Origin of the sequence: Aeromonas tecta (genome assembly GCF_000820185.1) — a bacterium.
Taxonomy (GTDB): Bacteria; Pseudomonadota; Gammaproteobacteria; order Enterobacterales; family Aeromonadaceae; genus Aeromonas; species Aeromonas tecta.
Genome location: NZ_CDCA01000043.1, coordinates 22,887 through 39,595 on the forward strand (window position 1 = coordinate 22,887; position 16,709 = coordinate 39,595).

General features: G+C 58.8%; 13 protein-coding genes. 7 read left to right on the top strand and 6 right to left on the bottom strand.

Translation table 11 applies throughout. The annotated features are described in order from the left end of the window. Positions 1 to 50 precede the first annotated feature (50 nt). Positions 51 to 1,649 carry a glutamate--cysteine ligase gene (gene gshA / locus BN1137_RS19350; protein WP_050720154.1) on the top strand — a complete coding sequence of 533 codons (1,599 nt, stop codon included), beginning with the start codon at positions 51 to 53 and terminating at the stop codon, positions 1,647 to 1,649. Between the two features lie 43 nt (positions 1,650 to 1,692). On the opposite strand, the gene BN1137_RS19355 is transcribed toward gshA, so the two are convergent. The 3 genes from BN1137_RS19355 to aspA form a co-directional block, all read right to left on the bottom strand. Further along, complete coding sequence (locus tag BN1137_RS19355) at positions 1,693 to 2,394, bottom strand: lipopolysaccharide kinase InaA family protein (RefSeq protein ID WP_050720155.1); 702 nt, start codon at positions 2,392 to 2,394, stop codon at positions 1,693 to 1,695. A 130-nt stretch (positions 2,395 to 2,524) separates the two neighbouring features. Continuing rightward, positions 2,525 to 3,844 carry an anaerobic C4-dicarboxylate transporter gene (locus tag BN1137_RS19360; protein WP_050720156.1) on the bottom strand — a complete coding sequence of 440 codons (1,320 nt, stop codon included), beginning with the start codon at positions 3,842 to 3,844 and terminating at the stop codon, positions 2,525 to 2,527. Positions 3,845 to 3,972: 128 nt separating this feature from the next. Further along, positions 3,973 to 5,415 carry an aspartate ammonia-lyase gene (aspA, locus tag BN1137_RS19365; protein ID WP_050720157.1) on the bottom strand — a complete coding sequence of 481 codons (1,443 nt, stop codon included), beginning with the start codon at positions 5,413 to 5,415 and terminating at the stop codon, positions 3,973 to 3,975. Positions 5,416 to 5,863: 448 nt separating this feature from the next. On the opposite strand from aspA, the gene BN1137_RS19370 reads away from it, so the two are divergent. After that, on the top strand, positions 5,864 to 6,346 hold the full coding sequence (locus BN1137_RS19370; RefSeq protein ID WP_050720168.1) for an FxsA family protein: 483 nt from the start codon (positions 5,864 to 5,866) through the stop codon (positions 6,344 to 6,346). A gap of 21 nt (positions 6,347 to 6,367) precedes the next feature. On the opposite strand, the gene BN1137_RS19375 is transcribed toward BN1137_RS19370, so the two are convergent. Then, a complete protein-coding gene (locus BN1137_RS19375) occupies positions 6,368 to 7,702 on the bottom strand; it encodes an MATE family efflux transporter (RefSeq protein ID WP_232306975.1) in 1,335 nt (444 codons plus the stop codon). A 242-nt stretch (positions 7,703 to 7,944) separates the two neighbouring features. On the opposite strand from BN1137_RS19375, the gene BN1137_RS19380 reads away from it, so the two are divergent. From BN1137_RS19380 to BN1137_RS19400, 5 genes are all read left to right on the top strand, one after another. Further along, the gene (locus BN1137_RS19380) at positions 7,945 to 8,238 is read left to right on the top strand and encodes a co-chaperone GroES (protein WP_050720159.1); all 294 of its coding nucleotides are present in this window, start codon (positions 7,945 to 7,947) and stop codon (positions 8,236 to 8,238) included. Positions 8,239 to 8,279: 41 nt separating this feature from the next. Continuing rightward, positions 8,280 to 9,914 carry a chaperonin GroEL gene (gene groL / locus BN1137_RS19385; RefSeq protein WP_050720160.1) on the top strand — a complete coding sequence of 545 codons (1,635 nt, stop codon included), beginning with the start codon at positions 8,280 to 8,282 and terminating at the stop codon, positions 9,912 to 9,914. Between the two features lie 95 nt (positions 9,915 to 10,009). Further along, on the top strand, positions 10,010 to 10,507 hold the full coding sequence (locus BN1137_RS19390; RefSeq protein WP_050720161.1) for a putative pterin-binding protein: 498 nt from the start codon (positions 10,010 to 10,012) through the stop codon (positions 10,505 to 10,507). A gap of 25 nt (positions 10,508 to 10,532) precedes the next feature. Next, positions 10,533 to 12,464 carry a putative bifunctional diguanylate cyclase/phosphodiesterase gene (locus tag BN1137_RS19395; protein ID WP_050720162.1) on the top strand — a complete coding sequence of 644 codons (1,932 nt, stop codon included), beginning with the start codon at positions 10,533 to 10,535 and terminating at the stop codon, positions 12,462 to 12,464. 58 nt (positions 12,465 to 12,522) lie between these two features. Beyond that, on the top strand, positions 12,523 to 12,711 hold the full coding sequence (locus BN1137_RS19400; RefSeq protein WP_050720163.1) for a hypothetical protein: 189 nt from the start codon (positions 12,523 to 12,525) through the stop codon (positions 12,709 to 12,711). Between the two features lie 69 nt (positions 12,712 to 12,780). Here the strand turns inward: BN1137_RS19400 and rluA are convergent, their stop codons facing one another. Together rluA and rapA are read right to left on the bottom strand one after the other, a co-directional pair. Then, positions 12,781 to 13,449: a bifunctional tRNA pseudouridine(32) synthase/23S rRNA pseudouridine(746) synthase RluA gene (gene rluA, locus BN1137_RS19405; RefSeq protein WP_050720164.1), complete on the bottom strand. Its 669-nt coding sequence runs from the start codon at positions 13,447 to 13,449 to the stop codon at positions 12,781 to 12,783. Positions 13,450 to 13,481: 32 nt separating this feature from the next. Next, positions 13,482 to 16,349 (bottom strand): RNA polymerase-associated protein RapA, encoded by a 2,868-nt coding sequence (gene rapA, locus BN1137_RS19410; protein WP_050720165.1) that lies wholly within the window; start codon positions 16,347 to 16,349, stop codon positions 13,482 to 13,484. Positions 16,350 to 16,709: the final 360 nt, after the last annotated feature.

Consider the following 16,709-nt stretch of genomic DNA (forward strand, 5'->3'; position numbering starts at 1 on the left):
CACAAAATGAGCGCCGCCCCGATGGGGGCGGCCAACCATGAGCCGTGAATATGACTACTACTAGCTTGTCGCTCACCGAGTTGTTGACTGCCCTGGGTTCGCCGGAACGGGTGACCGCCCTCAAGGGGATCCGGCGCGGGATCGAACGTGAATGTCTGCGCATCACCCCCGAGGGTGCGCTCTCCCAGAGCGATCATCCCAAGAGTCTGGGCTCGGCCCTGACCCATGCCAACATCACCACCGATTACTCCGAGAGCCTGCTGGAGTTCATTACCCCGGCCACCGACTCCATCGAGAGCCTGATCGAGCAGCTCGGCGACATCCATCGCCATACCATCCACCATATCGGTGATGAGCGGATCTGGCCGCTCTCCATGCCCTGTTTCATCGGGGATGAGGAGAGCATCCGCCTGGCCCAGTACGGCAGCTCCAATATTGGCAAGATGAAGACCCTGTACCGCCAGGGCTTGAAGAATCGTTACGGCAGCCTGATGCAGGTGATCGCCGGGGTGCATTTTAACTTCTCCATGCCAGACAGCTTCTGGTGCGAATGGCAGGATCTGGTGGGCGAGGGCTGCTGCAGCCAGCGTTTCATCTCCGAGAAGTACATGGGGCTTATTCGCAACGTGTACCGCTTCGGCTGGCTGGTGCCCTATCTGTTTGGCGCCTCACCGGCCATCTGCGACTCCTTCCTAAAGGGGCGCAAGAGTAGCCTGCCGTTCCAGAAGACCGGCAAGGGCACCCTCTATCTGCCCTATGCTACCGCGCTGCGGTTGTCGGATCTCGGCTATACCAGCAGCTCCCAGAGCCGACTCAATATCAGCCACGACAACCTGCCGGCCTATGTGGCCAGCCTGCGCCGTGCCATCAGCACCCATGATCCCGAGTTCGCGAAGATTGGGGTCAAGGTGAACGGTGAATACCGTCAGCTCAACGACAACGTGCTGCAGCTGGAGAACGAGTTGTATGCGCCCATTCGTCCCAAACGTACCCCGCGCAGCGGCGAGAAGCCGTCCGATGCGCTGGAGCAGCGCGGCATCGAATACATCGAGCTGCGCACCGTGGACGTGAACCCCTTCACGCCGTTCGGCATCGATGTGGATCAGATCCGCTTCTTCGACTTGTTCCTGGTCTGGTGTCTGCTGCGCCCGTCCCCGGTCCTGACTGAGGCGGAGATTGCCCGCAACCGTCGCAACCAGAACAAGGTGGTGCTGGAGGGACGTCGTCCCGGCCTCGAACTGGAAGACGAGCAGGGTAACCCCATCGGCCTCAAAGAGTTCGGTCTCAAGCTGTTCGACGAGCTGGATCAGGTCGCCGGGCTGCTGGATCGCTGCTGTGGCCGCAACCGCTATCGCGAGACGCTGGCCATGCACCGCGAGAAGCTGCACAACCCCGAGCTGACCTACTCTGCCCGCCTGCTCAAGCAACTGCTGGAGAGTGGTCAGGACAATGGCTGCTTTGGCGACGAGCTGGCGAGCCGCTACCGGGAAGAGATGCTGGCCGGTGAGCTGCAGTACTGGGATGAAGCTTATTTTGCGGGTGAGGCGCGGGATTCCCTCGCCAAGCAGCGGGAGCGGGAGCGCGGTGACAGCCTGTCGTTCGACGACTTCCTTGCCGATTACTTCGGGACTCGCCAGACCACGGTCTGACATCCTGCCCTTGATGATGAAAGCCGCTCCCTGGAGCGGCTTTTTACTGTGCGTGATGCAAGAGTGCGAGCTGGCTCAGCAGATAGTAGTGATAGCGCAGACCAAACAGCTTGTGGGACTCCAGGGAGGCAATGAGCGCCTGCTTGCGCTGGGTCTGCAGCAGAGGCAGGCGACGCACATGGGTATCTATCCAGACGATGGCACCTGAGGGGGCCAGCATCAGGTTGCCGAGATGCAGATCTCTGTGATGGTAACCCTGCCTGGCCAATGCCAAGACATCCCTGGCAAGGGCGCGAAGCAAGGCAAGCCGGCCGGCTTCATCGGCCTGGCGAAAGTACGCCTCACCGGACTGATGATCCTGCAGGTATTGTACGGCGAGGAAAGAGGCGAGGGGGTTTAGCGGATTGAGCGCCAGGCCTGCCGCCTTGCAGGGCACGACATTGAGGCCGGCCTGGCGGATCAGGCGGTTACTACGGTATTCACGAAAGGCATCGATGTGGCCGATCAGCCGTTTGCCGAGCAGATCCCGACAGAACCAGCGCAGGCTCCAGCGGGGATATTTGTCGGTAACCAGCTTGCAGAGGCTGCTACTGGCGGGATGGTGCCAGAACAGGCTGCTGGCCTGTTGCTCGAGACGCCGGGTCTGGCTGGTCTGAGCCAGGGTCCAGATCGGCAGCTTGAGATCGTCATTCACTAGCAGATAGTAGTGTTTTTGACCATTAAAGCTCAGAGAGGTGAGTGTCATAGCGCTGTTTTTAGTATTTATGACGGTGATTAATTCTCTCCTCCATAAGCTGACCTGACCTGAATGAGCTTGTCTAAAAAAGAAAACGGCCCCGAAGGGCCGTTGTGCATGCAGTCATCGACTCGGATGATCAGAGGATCATGCCGCCGAAGAAGAAGCCAAGCGCCACTGCCATGGCGATGGTGGCCACACCCGGGATGAAGAAGGGGTGGTTGAACACCGCCTTGCCGATCCGGGTTGAGCCGGTGTCATCCATCTCGACCGCGGCCAGCAGGGTCGGGTAGGTTGGCAGCACGAACAGCGCGCTCACGGCGGCGAAGGAGGCGATGGCAGCCAGCGGGCTCACACCCAGTGCCAGTGCGGCCGGCATCAGGGCCTTGGTGGTGGCACCCTGGGAGTACAGCAGCATGGAGGAGAAGAACAGCACCACGGCCAGCAGCCAGCTGTATTGGCTCAGCAGATCGCCGGCGAAGGCCTGGATCTCGACCATGTTGCCCTTCACGAAGACGTTACCCAACCAGGCCACACCCAGTACACAGATGCAGGCGGACATACCGGACTTGAAGGTCGGCATGTTGGTGATCTGGGCGGCGTCCAGTTTGCAGAACAGCACCATCAGGGTGGCGGCGGAGAGCATGATGCCCATGATGGCGCCATCACGAGGGATTGGCGGGTTGGAGATAAGACCCACGTTACCGGAGATGGCGGTGGCATAGGCCATGACCGCGACGATGGCGACGATGAAGATGCCGACGGAGAGCTTGGCGTAAGGCTTGAGTTCAACCTTGCTGGTGCCGCGCAGCTTGATCAGGCCCTTGGCCTTGCGCTCCAGGTAGACTTCGTCCTGATCCAGCGGTTTGCCCAGCATGTTGGCCACGAAGGCGCCCAGGATACAGGCAAGGAAGCTGGACGGGATGCAGATGGCCAGCAGGGTCAGGTAATCGACACCGAGCGGCTCGAGCATGCCGGAGAAGGCGACCACGGCTGCCGAGATCGGGGAAGCGGTGATGGCGATCTGGGAGGCGACCACAGCGATGGAGAGTGGGCGGGAAGGGCGAATTCCCTGCTCCTTGGCCACTTCGGCAATCACCGGCAGGGTGGAGAAGGCGGTGTGGCCGGTACCGGCCAGCATGGTCATCAGGTAGGTGACGACCGGCGCGGCGAAGGTGATGTGCTTGGGATTTTTACGCAGCGCTTTCTCGGCAAGGGAGACCAGGTAGTCCATCCCGCCCGCCAGTTGCATACAGGCGATGGCACAGATGACGGACGCGATGATCATGATCACGTCCCAAGGCAGATAGGCGACCAGCTGATCACTCGGGATGGGCATGCCCAGACCCCAGGTCAGTACCAGTACCCCCAAACCACCGGCAAAGCCGATGCCGATGCTGCCTATCCGGGCCCCTAGATAGATAGCGGCGAGCACGACAAGTAACTCGATTCCAATCATAGCGAACACTCCAATTTCCAGTTTTTTTAGGTTTTATGTGGCTGAAAAGCCAATTCCCGATAGGGCTGGGGGAGACCAATCGGGAACTGACTCTATGGGCCGGCTGTTACCCCGGCCCATCGATACGCTTATACGGCGGCTTCGCGGGTGTAACGCTTGGCTTTGTATTGCGGGTTCATCAGGTTCTCGATGGAGAGAATTTCGTCCAGCTGCTCGGCGGTCAGCAGGCCGCGCTCCAGCACGACCTCACGGACGTTCTTGCCAGTCTGGGCGCAGATCTTGCCGACGATGTCACCTTCGTGGTGGCCGATGAAGGGGTTCAGGTAGGTCACGATACCGATGGAGTTCAGCACGTGGTTCATGCAGATTTCCGGGTTGGCGGTGATGCCTTCGACACACTTCTCACGCAGGGAGACGCAGGCTTTTTCCATCAGGCTCAGGGATTCGAACATCGCCTGGCCGATTACCGGCTCCATTACGTTCAACTGCAGCTGACCCGCTTCGGCGGCGAAGGTGATGGTGACGTCGTTACCGAACACCTTGAAGCAGGACTGGTTGACCACTTCCGGGATAACCGGGTTGACCTTGGCTGGCATGATGGAGGAACCCGCCTGCATTTCCGGCAGGTTGATCTCTTTGAGTGCGGTACGCGGGCCGGAGGAGAGCAGACGCAGATCGTTACAGATCTTGGACATCTTCATGGCCAGACGCTTGATGGCGCCGTGCAGCATCACATAAGCACCACAGTCGGAGGTCGCTTCGATGAGATCCTCTGCCGGCACATAGGCACGACCGGTGATCTCGGCCAGGCGTTTGATGGCCAGGGCAGAGTACTCGGGCGGAGTGTTCAGGCCGGTACCGATGGCGGTAGCGCCCAGGTTCACTTCCAGCAGCAGCTCCTGGCAACGCTTGATGGACTTGATCTCTTCACGCAGGGTGACGGCGAAGGCGTGGAATTCCTGACCCAGAGTCATGGGAACCGCATCCTGCAGCTGGGTACGGCCCATCTTGAGGATACTCTTGAACTCTTTGGCCTTGGCGTCGAAGGCGGCGATCAGGCCTTCCAGCGCGAACAGGGTGGTGTCGGTGCTGTTGACCACTGCCACTCGGAAACCGGTGGGGTAGGCATCGTTGGTGGACTGGCACTTGTTGACATGGTCGTTCGGGTTGATGACGTCGTAACGACCCTTCTCCAGACCCATCAGCTCGAGGGCGATGTTGGCCAGCACCTCGTTGGTGTTCATGTTGACGGAAGTACCGGCGCCGCCCTGGTAAACGTCGACCGGGAACTGGTCGAAGCACTTGCCGGTGTTGAGCATCAGATCGCAGGCTTCGATGATCTTGTCGGCGATTTCGGGACGGATGGTACCCAGCTCACCGTTGGCCAGTGCAGCGGCCTTCTTGGTCAGCACCATGCCACGGACAAATTCGGGAACGTCAGAAATCTTCTGAGTGCTGATCTTGAAGTTTTCGACAGCACGCAGGGTGTGCACACCGTAATAGAGATTGTTGGAAACTTCTTTGGTGCCCAGCAGGTCTTCTTCAATGCGGACGTTCTTGATGTCGCTCATTGTAATGCCTCAGAAATCAGATAAATGGAAAAATCCTCACCGAGTGGTCGCGACTTCCTTCACGCACGGTTCATCCTGAAGCACCACACATCGAGTGGGGCGGTTGGGAGCCAGATGCTCCCGGGTAAACATTGGTGTAGATATTACCTCAATCGAGGTATCCGATATTAGACCTGGATCACTAAATTTGAGCCGACCCTAAATATCTTGTGGTCATTAAACAGATACTGCAATTGTGCGATTTACTGTGACAGAACAACCACTTCAATCCCAGTTATTCAATAAGATATTTGTCTGAATCCCGATCCCTATCACTCAGCAGACTTGAAAAATGAACTCTCACCCCCACTTTAGTTGTCAGAACCAACAGAGCCGTGGCCTGGCGCCGGGATCGCCTCCCTGATTGTGCCATCTCTGGTTCCTCTATTTCACCCGCACCGAGGTTTTTATGGGCAAGTTGTTACTGTTATTGGTTGGCCTGGTCGTGCTGGAGCTCACCGTGATGATCGAAGTGGGGGCCGTGATCGGCGCCCTGCCGACCGTGGGGCTGCTGATCCTGACCGCGGTGCTTGGCTCCTCCCTGGTGCGCAGTGAGGGGATCAAGACCCTGTTCAGTGCCCAGCAGAAGATGCAACAAGGGGAGATGCCGGGCCGTGAAGTGATGGGCGGCATGATGCTGGCGCTGGCTGGCCTGCTGTTGATCATTCCTGGTTTCGTCACCGACTTCTTCGGCATCTTGTTGCTGCAACCCTGGCTTCGCAACAGGTTGGCCGACAAGCTGGTGGGCAGCAGTCAATTCAGAATGCAGATGGGGGGCTTTCAGACGCAGCAGCCTCCGTTCGATGTACGCCCTGATGAGGGGCAGCCGGATCAAATCAACCGGGGCCGGGGCGGTACCACCATAGAGGGTGAGTTCGAACGCAAAGAGTAAGTCACCCCATCCACTGTGTCATCAAGGCTTGCCCTGATGGCACAGTGGTTCGAATCGGCGATGGGCATATCCCCATGCCAGCATTCCCGCCGCCAGATTGGCCAGCAGTATGCCCAGATAGATCCCCTGCTCTCCCCCCAGCTTTGCCCCCAGCCAGGCCCCTGGCAGCAAGAAGACAAACAGCCGCATCCCGTTGAAGACGAATGAGACCGTCGAGGCCCGCACGCCGTTGAGGGCGGAGGCCAGCAGCATCACCATGCCCTGGAAGCCATAACCGATGGGGACCAGATGCAGGTAGAGCACGATCAGCTGCACCACCCGGGGGTTATCGCTGAACAGCCCGGCAATGAGCGGTGCCAGCAGCCAGACGAGACCATAGACGACGAGTTGAAACAGCAACGCGAAGCGCATGCACAGCAGCAGGGCGGCCCGGGCCCGAGCCGGGTTGCCCGCCCCGCAGTTTTGCGAGATGAAGGGAGCCAGCACCGAGGAGAGCGCCATCATCACGATCAGCAGCAGCGCCTCGACCCGGGACGCTGCCCCATAGGCCGCCACCACTTCGGTGCCCAGCCCGGCGAAGATGATCATCAGCACGGCAGTGGCGAGGGGATTGAGCATGTTGGTGAAGGAGGCGGGTACCGCCACGTGCAGCAGGGCGCGCCAGTGAGTCAGCAGCCGTGGGCGAGGGGAGAGGCGCAACAGCAGCAGTTGCTCTCGCTTGTGCAGAATATGGAGGCTGACCAGGGTCGCCATCAACCAGGAGAGGGAAGTAGCGATGGCGGCGCCACGAATGCCCCATTCGGGGAAGGGGCCAATACCGAAGATGAGCAGCGGATCCAGCACGCCGTTGACCAGCCCCGCCACCCCCATCACCAGACTCGGCGTCTTGGTATCCCCGGTCGCCCGGATGGCGGCGTTGCCGACCATGGGCAGAGCCAGCAAGGGCACCGTCAGATACCAGATCAGCATGTAGTCATGGATCAGTGAAATGAGCTCGGCGCTGGCCCCCAGCAGGGTAAAGAGGGGGTCTATGGTCAATGCTCCCAACGCTGCGAGCAGGGTGACCAGGATGACGGCGAGGAACAGGCAGTCGGTGGTGATGCGGGCCGCCTCGTCATGGCGCCCTTGTCCCAGGGTGTGGCCAAGCAGGGCGGAGAGGCCGGCCCCGAGGCCCATGGTTAGCGAGGTCACCACGAAGGTGACCGGAAAGGTGAAGCTGATGGCGGCCAGTGCCTGGGTCCCCATCATGCCGATGAAGAAGGTGTCGACCAGGTTGAAGGCCAGGATGGCGATGATGCCGAGGATCATGGGACCCGTCATGCGCAGCAGCACTGAGGTCATGGGGGCGGTCAGCATGGGATTGGGTCGGCTCAAGGGATCATCTCTATTGCTGCTGGGCCAGTATGCCGGCCGCGTCCATCCGCCTTCCTGGTGGGGGGTTGCTGATCCATCAAAGATGTTCATAGTACGTGAAAATTTTTTTTTTGTATTTGCCCTTGAAGGGCTACCCAAATTGCCCCAGATCAGGGGCATAACAAATTTGGCCAACTGTGGCCATTCCTCAAGCAACACAGAGACTCATTTTGGGAGAGTTATCGATGAAAATTCGTCCACTGCACGACCGCGTCATCATCAAGCGCATCGAAGCTGAAGCCAAATCCGCTGGCGGTATCGTCTTGACTGGCACGGCGGCCCAGAAGTCCACCCGTGGTGAAGTTATTGCCGTGGGGACTGGTCGAATTCTGGATAATGGCGATGTCAAAGCCCTCGCCGTCAAGGTAGGTGACAAGGTGATCTTCAACGAAGGCTACGGCGTGAAGACCGAGAAGCTGGATGGTCAGGACGTGCTGATCCTGTCCGAGACCGACATCCTGGCGATTGTCGAAGCCTAATCACTCCCTTTTCCCCGAATTGATTTAAGGACTTAAATATCATGGCAGCTAAAGAAGTTAAGTTCGGCAACGAAGCTCGCATCAAAATGCTGGAAGGCGTCAACATCCTGGCCGATGCCGTCAAAGTAACCTTGGGCCCGAAAGGCCGCAACGTGGTTCTGGACAAGTCCTTCGGTGCCCCGACCATCACCAAGGATGGCGTCTCCGTTGCGCGCGAAATCGAACTGGAAGACAAGTTCCAGAACATGGGCGCCCAGATGGTCAAGGAAGTCGCTTCCAAGGCCAACGACGCCGCCGGTGACGGTACCACTACCGCGACCGTACTGGCACAAGCCATCGTCAACGAAGGCCTGAAGGCCGTTGCCGCCGGCATGAACCCGATGGATCTGAAGCGCGGTATCGACAAGGCCGTGGTGGCTGCCGTCGCCGAGCTGCAGGCGCTGTCTACTCCTTGCGCCGATAGCAACGCCATCGCTCAGGTAGGGACCATCTCCGCCAACTCCGACGAGAAAGTGGGTGCACTGATCGCCGAAGCCATGGACAAAGTAGGCCGTGATGGCGTCATCACCGTCGAAGATGGTCAGGGTCTGGAAGATGAGCTGGCTGTGGTTGAAGGCATGCAATTCGACCGTGGCTACCTGTCCCCTTACTTCGTCAACAAGCCGGAAACCGGTGCCGTTGAACTGGATGACCCCTTCATCCTGCTGGTGGACAAGAAAGTTTCCAACATTCGCGAGATGCTGCCGGTGCTGGAAGGCGTGGCCAAAGCGGGCAAACCGCTGCTGATCGTCGCCGAAGATGTAGAAGGCGAAGCGCTGGCGACCCTGGTGGTCAACACCATGCGTGGCATCGTCAAAGTTGCCGCCGTCAAGGCGCCTGGCTTTGGTGACCGTCGCAAAGCCATGCTGCAGGATATCGCCGTGCTGACTGGCGGTACCGTGATCTCCGAAGAAGTGGGCATGGAGCTGGAGAAAGCGACCCTGGAAGATCTGGGCCGTGCCAAGCGCATCGTTATCACCAAAGAGAACACCACCATCATCGATGGCGTGGGTGATGCTGCCCTGATCGAGAGCCGTGTTGCTCAGATCCGTCAGCAGATCGAAGACACTTCTTCCGATTACGACCGTGAGAAGCTGCAAGAGCGCGTAGCCAAGCTGGCTGGCGGTGTTGCGGTCATCAAGGTTGGCGCTGCCACCGAAGTCGAGATGAAAGAGAAGAAAGCTCGGGTTGACGATGCTCTGCACGCCACTCGCGCTGCGGTAGAAGAAGGCGTGGTTGCCGGTGGTGGTGTCGCGCTGGTACGCGTTGCCGCCAAACTGGCCGGTCTGCGTGGTGACAACGAAGACCAGAACGTGGGTATCAAGGTTGCTCTGCGCGCCATGGAAGCCCCGCTGCGTCAAATTGTCATCAACGCCGGTGAAGAAGCCTCTGTCATCGCCAACGCGGTGAAGAATGGCGAAGGTAACTTCGGCTACAACGCTTACACCGAACAGTACGGTGACATGCTGGCCATGGGTATCCTGGATCCGACCAAGGTCACCCGTTCTGCGCTGCAGTTCGCCTCTTCCATCGCCGGTCTGATGATCACCACCGAGTGCATGATCACCGAGATGCCGAAGAAAGACACGCCTGCCATGCCTGATATGGGTGGCATGGGCGGCATGGGTATGATGTAATCCTGCCTTGGTAATCAAACGGCTCGCATTTGCGGGCCGTTTTTTTTAGTGCTACTAGACTGAGTCTATTGATAGTGAAATCATCTGAGGTGTACATGCGAAATTTAGGCCTGATTCCATTACTGTTTTCTCTGGCTATGCCCGCCATGGTCGTGGCAGCGCCACAGGGGCCCGTCGTCCTCAAGGTGACGGGTAATGTGGATCCTGCCGAGCCGACTGATGGCGAAGTGGCCTTCGACCTGGCCATGATCCAGGCCCTGCCACAACACGAAATCGTGACGGGCAACCCCTGGGTGGACAAACCGCACAAGTATGTGGGCCCCAAGCTGTCGGACGTGATGAAGGCGGTGGGCGCCACCGGCAAGACCATCACCCTGACGGCCCTGAACAGTTTCCAGATCCGGATCAACTGGGATAAGGTCAAGCAGTATGATCCCATCCTGGCGTGGCAGGACAATGGTATGACCATGCGGGTACGTGACAAGGGGCCACTGTGGTTTATCCTGCCACTGGAGCAGAATCCCGAACTCAAGCGGTCAGAATTCACCGATATGATGATTTGGCAACTGAGCTCGATCGATATTCAGCACTGATGATGGTGGCTTGCGGGAGTACGGGGTGAAAGCGAAGACCAGGGCCTGGCCCTTACTCGGCGTTCTTTATCTATCCATTCTGTTGTTCACGGGTAGCACTCTGTACTGTCTGGTGCAGATTCAAAATGCGACCAGGGTCATGGAGAAGTACACCTATGACGTCTCCTGGGCATTGATGCAGCTGCAGCTCGAGCTGGGGCGTTTCCTCAATGCCGTGGAGATCTACCACTACGGCGGCATCGATCATGAGTCCCTGTTGCTGCGCTATGACATCCTCTGGAGTCGCACGCCTATCCTGCTCAGTGGCCAGCTGCGCAAGAGCCTGGCTGACAATCAGAAGACACTGCGGTTGGTGCAGCTGACCGAGAACACCATCCGGGAACTGGAGCCCAAGCTGGCTGAGCTGAAACAGGGCACGCCGGATTACCAGCAAGTGATGATGCGACTCGCTCCCCTGCAAGAACCACTCTCCTATTCCCTCGCTTCTGTCATGCAGAACAACATCAACGTCTATTCGGGCAACGACAAGCGCTTTGGCCAGCTGCGTAATGCGTTGCTGTTTATGGTGTCCGGTCTGGTCATCTCGGTCATTCTATTGAGTGGCCTGCTCATTCGTGAAGCCAGGCGTCATTTCAGAACGGCGCGGATCGATCCCCTGACCGGTCTTGCCAACCGGCTGGCCTTGCTGGAAAAGATGGAGTCCTATGTCAGTCGGGATACCCCCTTTGGCTTGGTGCTGATCGACATCAACGATTTTCGGGACATCAACAGCAAGTTTGGCTACAACACCGGGGATATCCTGCTGCAGGAGCTGGCGAAACGGCTGCGAGCGCTGTGTGAGAATGGCGAGTGGGTTGCGCGCCTTGGTGGCGATCAGCTGGCCATGTTGCAGCGAGAGAGCAGCGATCTGCGCCAAGTCAGGGAATTGGTGGCGAGGGTCCTGCATGCGATCAAGCAGGACATCATCATCGATAACTATCCCTTCCGGCTGGAGGTGGGCATTGGCATCGCCTTCTTCCCCATGGACAGTAACCAGACTCAGGAGCTGCTCAGTCGGGCGGAACAGGCCCTGTTCCACAGTCGCAAGACCCATGTGCCCTATGTCATTTATGACAGTTCCCTGCTCAATGAGACTGCCCGACGCAAGCACCTCGCGTCCGACATGGTGATGGCGCTGGAGCACAATGCACTCGAGCTCTACTACCAGCCCATCGTCAACCTGGAAAGCGGGCGCTGCGAAGCGGTCGAGGCGCTGCTGCGCTGGCGCCATCCCGAGCTGGGCTTCATCCCGCCCAATGAGGTGATCCAGGTGGCGGAGGAGTTCCAGCTGGCGGAGAAGCTCGGCAGCTGGATCCTGAACACCGCGTGCGAGCAGCTCTATAAATGGCAGCATCTGGGATTGGTCGATCTGCAGATGTGCGTCAACATCTCACCCGGCATGTACCAGCGAAACTTGCTGAAACTGGTGGCCAAAGCCTTGATGGAACACCATATTCCCGCCGCCAGCCTGGTGCTGGAGGTCACGGAAGACACCACCATGCGCGAGGTGAAAAACTCGCTGCAACTGATGCAGGATCTCAATCGCCAGGGTGTCCAGCTGGCCCTTGACGACTTCGGCACCGGTTACTCTTCCCTGAGCTACCTGCAGAAGCTGCCGGTGAGCAAGGTGAAGATAGACAGATCCTTCATTCAGGGGATCGACACCTCCATCGAAGCGGCGGAGCTGGTTGCCAACATCTGCCGCATGGGCTCCATGCTGGGCAAGAAGCTGGTGTGCGAGGGTATCGAGACCCAGGGCCAACTCGATGTGCTGCGTTCATTGACCGATATCCACCTCTACGGGCAAGGCTATCTGTTCAGTCGGCCCGAGCAGGCGGCGAAGGCCTATCAGACCCTGCTGGAGATGGAAGAGCGCTGGCTGGCACAGCGTTCACCGGACAAGGCATACCGGGTTTGACCAATATGTCTCATGTCTGACGCACGCTGGCCGATAGAGCTTAAGCAGGAGGTACACAATGGACATTTCTAGCTCTGCATCTACGTCATATGGTTCTGCCTTGATGACGGCCAGTCTGGCGAAAAAACAGCAGCTTCAGGACGGGGAAACCGCACTGAAGTTGTTGCAGACTGCCGCCCAGCCAGCTCAGGCGCCGGTTACATCGGCGACAGGCTCCTTGGGAAGCAACATCAACATTCACGTCTGACCCTAATGAAAAAGCCCCCATCGGTTGATGGGGGCTTTTTTTATTCAGACTCTATGCCGGCAAGCGGGCTCAGAGCGGGAAGGGTGCCGGTGCCTCGAAGCTCATTCGCTCGCCACTGCGTGGGTGAGCGATGGTCAGCATGGCCGCATGCAGATAAAGATGTGGCGCCGCCGCCAGGGCATCAGGGTGGGCATAGAGGTTGTCCCCCAGGATGGGATGGCCCAGCTCCAGCATGTGCACCCGCAACTGGTGTGAGCGCCCGGTGATGGGGGTCAGCTTGATCAGGCTGTTGCCATTTTCCACCTTCAACTTCTCCCACAGGGTCAGGGCATGGCGCCCCTCCTCGAAGTCCACCTTCTGTCTGGGACGGTTAGGCCAGTCTACGCAAAGCGGCAGATCGACCTGACCGGAGTCCGCTTCTGGCTCGCCCCACACCCAGGCAAGGTAGTGCTTCTCGGTTTCCCGTTCGCGGAATTGTCGGCTCAGTTCCCGATGGGAGTTCGGAGTGAGGGGTATGACAATGACCCCGGTGGTGGACATGTCGAGACGATGTGCCGCCGCCGCCTTGGGGTGCTGCTGCTTGACCCGGTACAGGACGCTGTCTTCATTCTCGGGTCCGCGCCCAGGCACGCTGAGCAGGCCGGTCGGCTTGTTGACCACCATGATGTCCTTGTCCTTGAACAGGATATCGAGCCAGGGTTCCAGAGGCGGTGAGTATTCAAATGTAGCGTCTTGCATCTTTCATCCAAGGGGCAGGCCCCATCAGTGACTTAGTTATGGGTGACCACGATGAAGCGGATGGCATCCAGCTTGAGTTGGGTCTGATCGATCAGGTGGTGCAATTCTGCCTGCAAGTTGCGCAGATAATCCAGTTCACTGTCACGCACGTTCGGGTTGACTACCTTGAGTGCCGCCAGTCGGTCCAGATCCTGTTGCAGGGTTTGCGCCATCTGCGCACGTGCCTTGTCCACTATGGTGGCCTTCAGCTCTTCGGCAATGATCTGACCCTTGCCAATCAGACCGTGGATCACAGGCTGGGATGCGGTCACCAGCTTGCTACCAAGGTGACGATTGACCGGGGTTAGCTGGCGGTTGAAGGCATCAAACGCCACCTTCTCCCCCAGATTCTGGCCATTCTTGTCCATCAGCAGCCGAATGGGGGTCGGCGGCATGAAGCGATAGAGCTGGGGATGACTGGCCGACTCGGCGACGAAGATCAATTCCAGCAGGATGGAGCCGATCGGCAGAGCTTTATTCTTCAATAAGGCCACCGAGGTAGCACCAATCTCTGAACCCAAGATCAGGTCGATGCCGCCGCGCATGATGGGGTGCTCCCAGGAGAGCAATGCCATGTCATCCCGCGCCAGGGCGGTGGGGCGATCGAAGGTGATGGTCATGCCATCCTGGGGTAGGCCCGGGAAGCTTGGCACCAGCATGTGATCCCCAGGGGTCAGCACCAGCGCATTCTCTCCTCTGTCATCCTGATTGACGCCGATCTCGTCGAACATCTTGAGGGCAAAGGAGATCATGCCGGTGTCATCATCTTCGGCAGTCAGCTTCTCGACCAGGGCGAGGGCGGCGTCGCCACCGCTGGAGTGGATCTCCAGCAGGCGATCACGTCCCTGCTCCATCCGCGCCTTGAGCGGCTCGTGCAGTTCACGGGTTTTGACCAGCAGGGCATCCAGCACCGTCTGCTCGCCATCGTTGGCGGCCAGCAACTCGAACAACTCGTCCCGTACCGCTTCAAAGATTGGGCGGGCGGTGGGGCAGGTCTGCTCGAAGGCATCCAGACCATCGTGATACCAGAGCAGCAGCGCCCGCTGGGCGGTGCCGGTCAGGTAGGGGACATGGATCTCGACGGTATTCTGCTGGCCGATCCGGTCGAGACGACCGATGCGTTGCTCCAGCAGATCCGGGTTCAGCGGCAGATCGAACAGCACCAGATGGCTGGCAAACTGGAAGTTGCGGCCCTCAGATCCTATCTCGGAGCAGAGCAGCACCTGAGCACCGCCGTCCTGCTGGGCGAAGTAGGCAGAAGCCTTGTCACGCTCCAGGATGGACATACCTTCGTGGAACACGGCACCCCGGATCCCTTCACGGGTACGCAGGGCCTCTTCCAGCGCGATGGCGGTGGCAGCCTCGGAGCAGATCACCAGCACCTTCTGTTGACGGGCACCGAGCAACAGCTCCAGCAACCAGTCGACGCGAGGATCGAACTGGGTCCAGCTGGCGCTGTCTCCTTCGAACTGCTGGAAGATCTTCTCCGGATAGAGGTAGCGCCGGGCACGGGTCTGCAGATCGCCACCGTTGCCACCCATCATGCCCATCACCTTGATGGCGGTCTTGTACTGCTCCGGCAGCGGCATGGGGTAAACGTTGAGGTGGCGCTCCGGGAAGCCTTGAATGTTGGCGCGGCTGTTACGGAACAGCACCCGGCCGGTGCCGTGCTGATCGAGCAACTGATGCACCGCCTGCTGGCGAGCTGATGCGTTGCTCAAATCCAGTCCCGCCAGCTGATTGGCAAGGATCGCTCTGGCTTGATCGCTCAGGGTATCGCCAGCCAGCAGCTCTTGCGCAGCACTGGCGACCTGGCCATAGGCCTGCTCCTCGGCGAGGAAGACCTCGTAGTCATAGAAACGCTCGGGATCGAGCAGACGCAGACGAGCAAAATGGCTCTGGTGGCCGAGCTGATCCGGGGTGGCGGTCAGCAGCAGCACGCCGGGTACCTGCTCGGCCAGCGCTTCTACCATTTCGTAGGCACGGCTCGGCGTCTCTTCGCTCCACTCCAGGTGGTGAGCTTCATCGACGACCAGCAGATCCCACTCGGCTTCCAGCACCTGCTCGAAGCGGCGGCGCTTCTTGCGCAGGAAGTCGAGGCTGCAGATCACCAGCTGCTCCGTCTCGAACGGATTCTCGGCATCGGCGAAGGCCTCGATGCAGCGCTCCTCGTCAAACAGGGAGAAGTGCAGGTTGAAGCGACGCATCATCTCGACCAGCCACTGATGCTGCAGCGTTTCTGGCAGCAGGATGAGCACGCGCTGGGCACGGCCAGACAGCAACTGCTGATGGATGATCATCCCCGCTTCGATGGTCTTGCCCAGACCCACTTCATCGGCCAGCAACACCCGTGGGGCGTAGCGATGACCCACTTCGTGTGCAATATAAAGCTGATGCGGGATCAGGCTGACCTTGCCGCCGGCCAGACCGCGGGTCGGATTGCGGCGACGCTGGTGCTGGTTGATCAGGGCTTCGTAGCGCAGGGTAAAACGGGACATCCGATCGATCTGACCCGCAAACAGGCGATCCTGCGGCTTGTTGAACTTGATAAAGTTGCTGAGGAACACTTCCTTGAGGACGACAGGCTCATCGGTGTCGGTACGTGTGCCTACATATATAAGCAGCCCATCCTTCTCCTGCACTTCTTCAACCAGCATGGTCCAGTCTTCGTGACTGGCTATCTGATCGCCCACATTGAAGCTGACCCGGGTGACCGGCGCCTCTTCTTTGGCATACATGCGGTTTTCACCGGTAGCCGGAAACAACAGGGTAACCATGCGTCCTTCAACAGCAACGACAGTCCCCAACCCCAGATCCGTCTCTGTATCACTAATCCAACGCTGGCCAAGTGCAAAAGGCATTAAACTCTCCAAAGCCCAAGAGTGTGAGAATCGCAAAGGGGCGCTATGTTACCCGAAGGCGGGATCCCGATCACCATGGTTGTGGCGATAGGGAAAGCCAATCCGATACAAGTTTGATCTGTCGCCACCATTCATCTCTCCACTAATAGCTAGAGCACGGCCAATTGAACCTCTGTGTGGCTGTTAAATCACCGTGTTGATGCATTGGTGAGCGGTTGAGCCGTGAATGCGAATTTTATGCGAACTTGCCCTTGCCAATCCGATCCAACTCCCTATAATGCGCCACATCGACAGGGCAAGCGGCAACGCAGTTAAGCCAGTCGGTGCCTAGAAAAGCCTTTGAAAATAAGGCTTGACTCG

Bases quoted from the DNA above. Each gene is read 5' to 3' on its own strand.
- gshA (WP_050720154.1), top strand. From the start codon at position 51: ATGACTACTACTAGCTTGTCGCTCACCGAGTTGTTGACTGCCCTGGGT.
- BN1137_RS19355 (WP_050720155.1), bottom strand. From the start codon at position 2,394: ATGACACTCACCTCTCTGAGCTTTAATGGTCAAAAACACTACTATCTG.
- BN1137_RS19360 (WP_050720156.1), bottom strand. From the start codon at position 3,844: ATGATTGGAATCGAGTTACTTGTCGTGCTCGCCGCTATCTATCTAGGG.
- aspA (WP_050720157.1), bottom strand. From the start codon at position 5,415: ATGAGCGACATCAAGAACGTCCGCATTGAAGAAGACCTGCTGGGCACC.
- BN1137_RS19370 (WP_050720168.1), top strand. From the start codon at position 5,864: ATGGGCAAGTTGTTACTGTTATTGGTTGGCCTGGTCGTGCTGGAGCTC.
- BN1137_RS19375 (WP_232306975.1), bottom strand. From the start codon at position 7,702: ATGCTGACCGCCCCCATGACCTCAGTGCTGCTGCGCATGACGGGTCCC.
- BN1137_RS19380 (WP_050720159.1), top strand. From the start codon at position 7,945: ATGAAAATTCGTCCACTGCACGACCGCGTCATCATCAAGCGCATCGAA.
- groL (WP_050720160.1), top strand. From the start codon at position 8,280: ATGGCAGCTAAAGAAGTTAAGTTCGGCAACGAAGCTCGCATCAAAATG.
- BN1137_RS19390 (WP_050720161.1), top strand. From the start codon at position 10,010: ATGCGAAATTTAGGCCTGATTCCATTACTGTTTTCTCTGGCTATGCCC.
- BN1137_RS19400 (WP_050720163.1), top strand. From the start codon at position 12,523: ATGGACATTTCTAGCTCTGCATCTACGTCATATGGTTCTGCCTTGATG.
- rluA (WP_050720164.1), bottom strand. From the start codon at position 13,449: ATGCAAGACGCTACATTTGAATACTCACCGCCTCTGGAACCCTGGCTC.
- rapA (WP_050720165.1), bottom strand. From the start codon at position 16,349: ATGCCTTTTGCACTTGGCCAGCGTTGGATTAGTGATACAGAGACGGAT.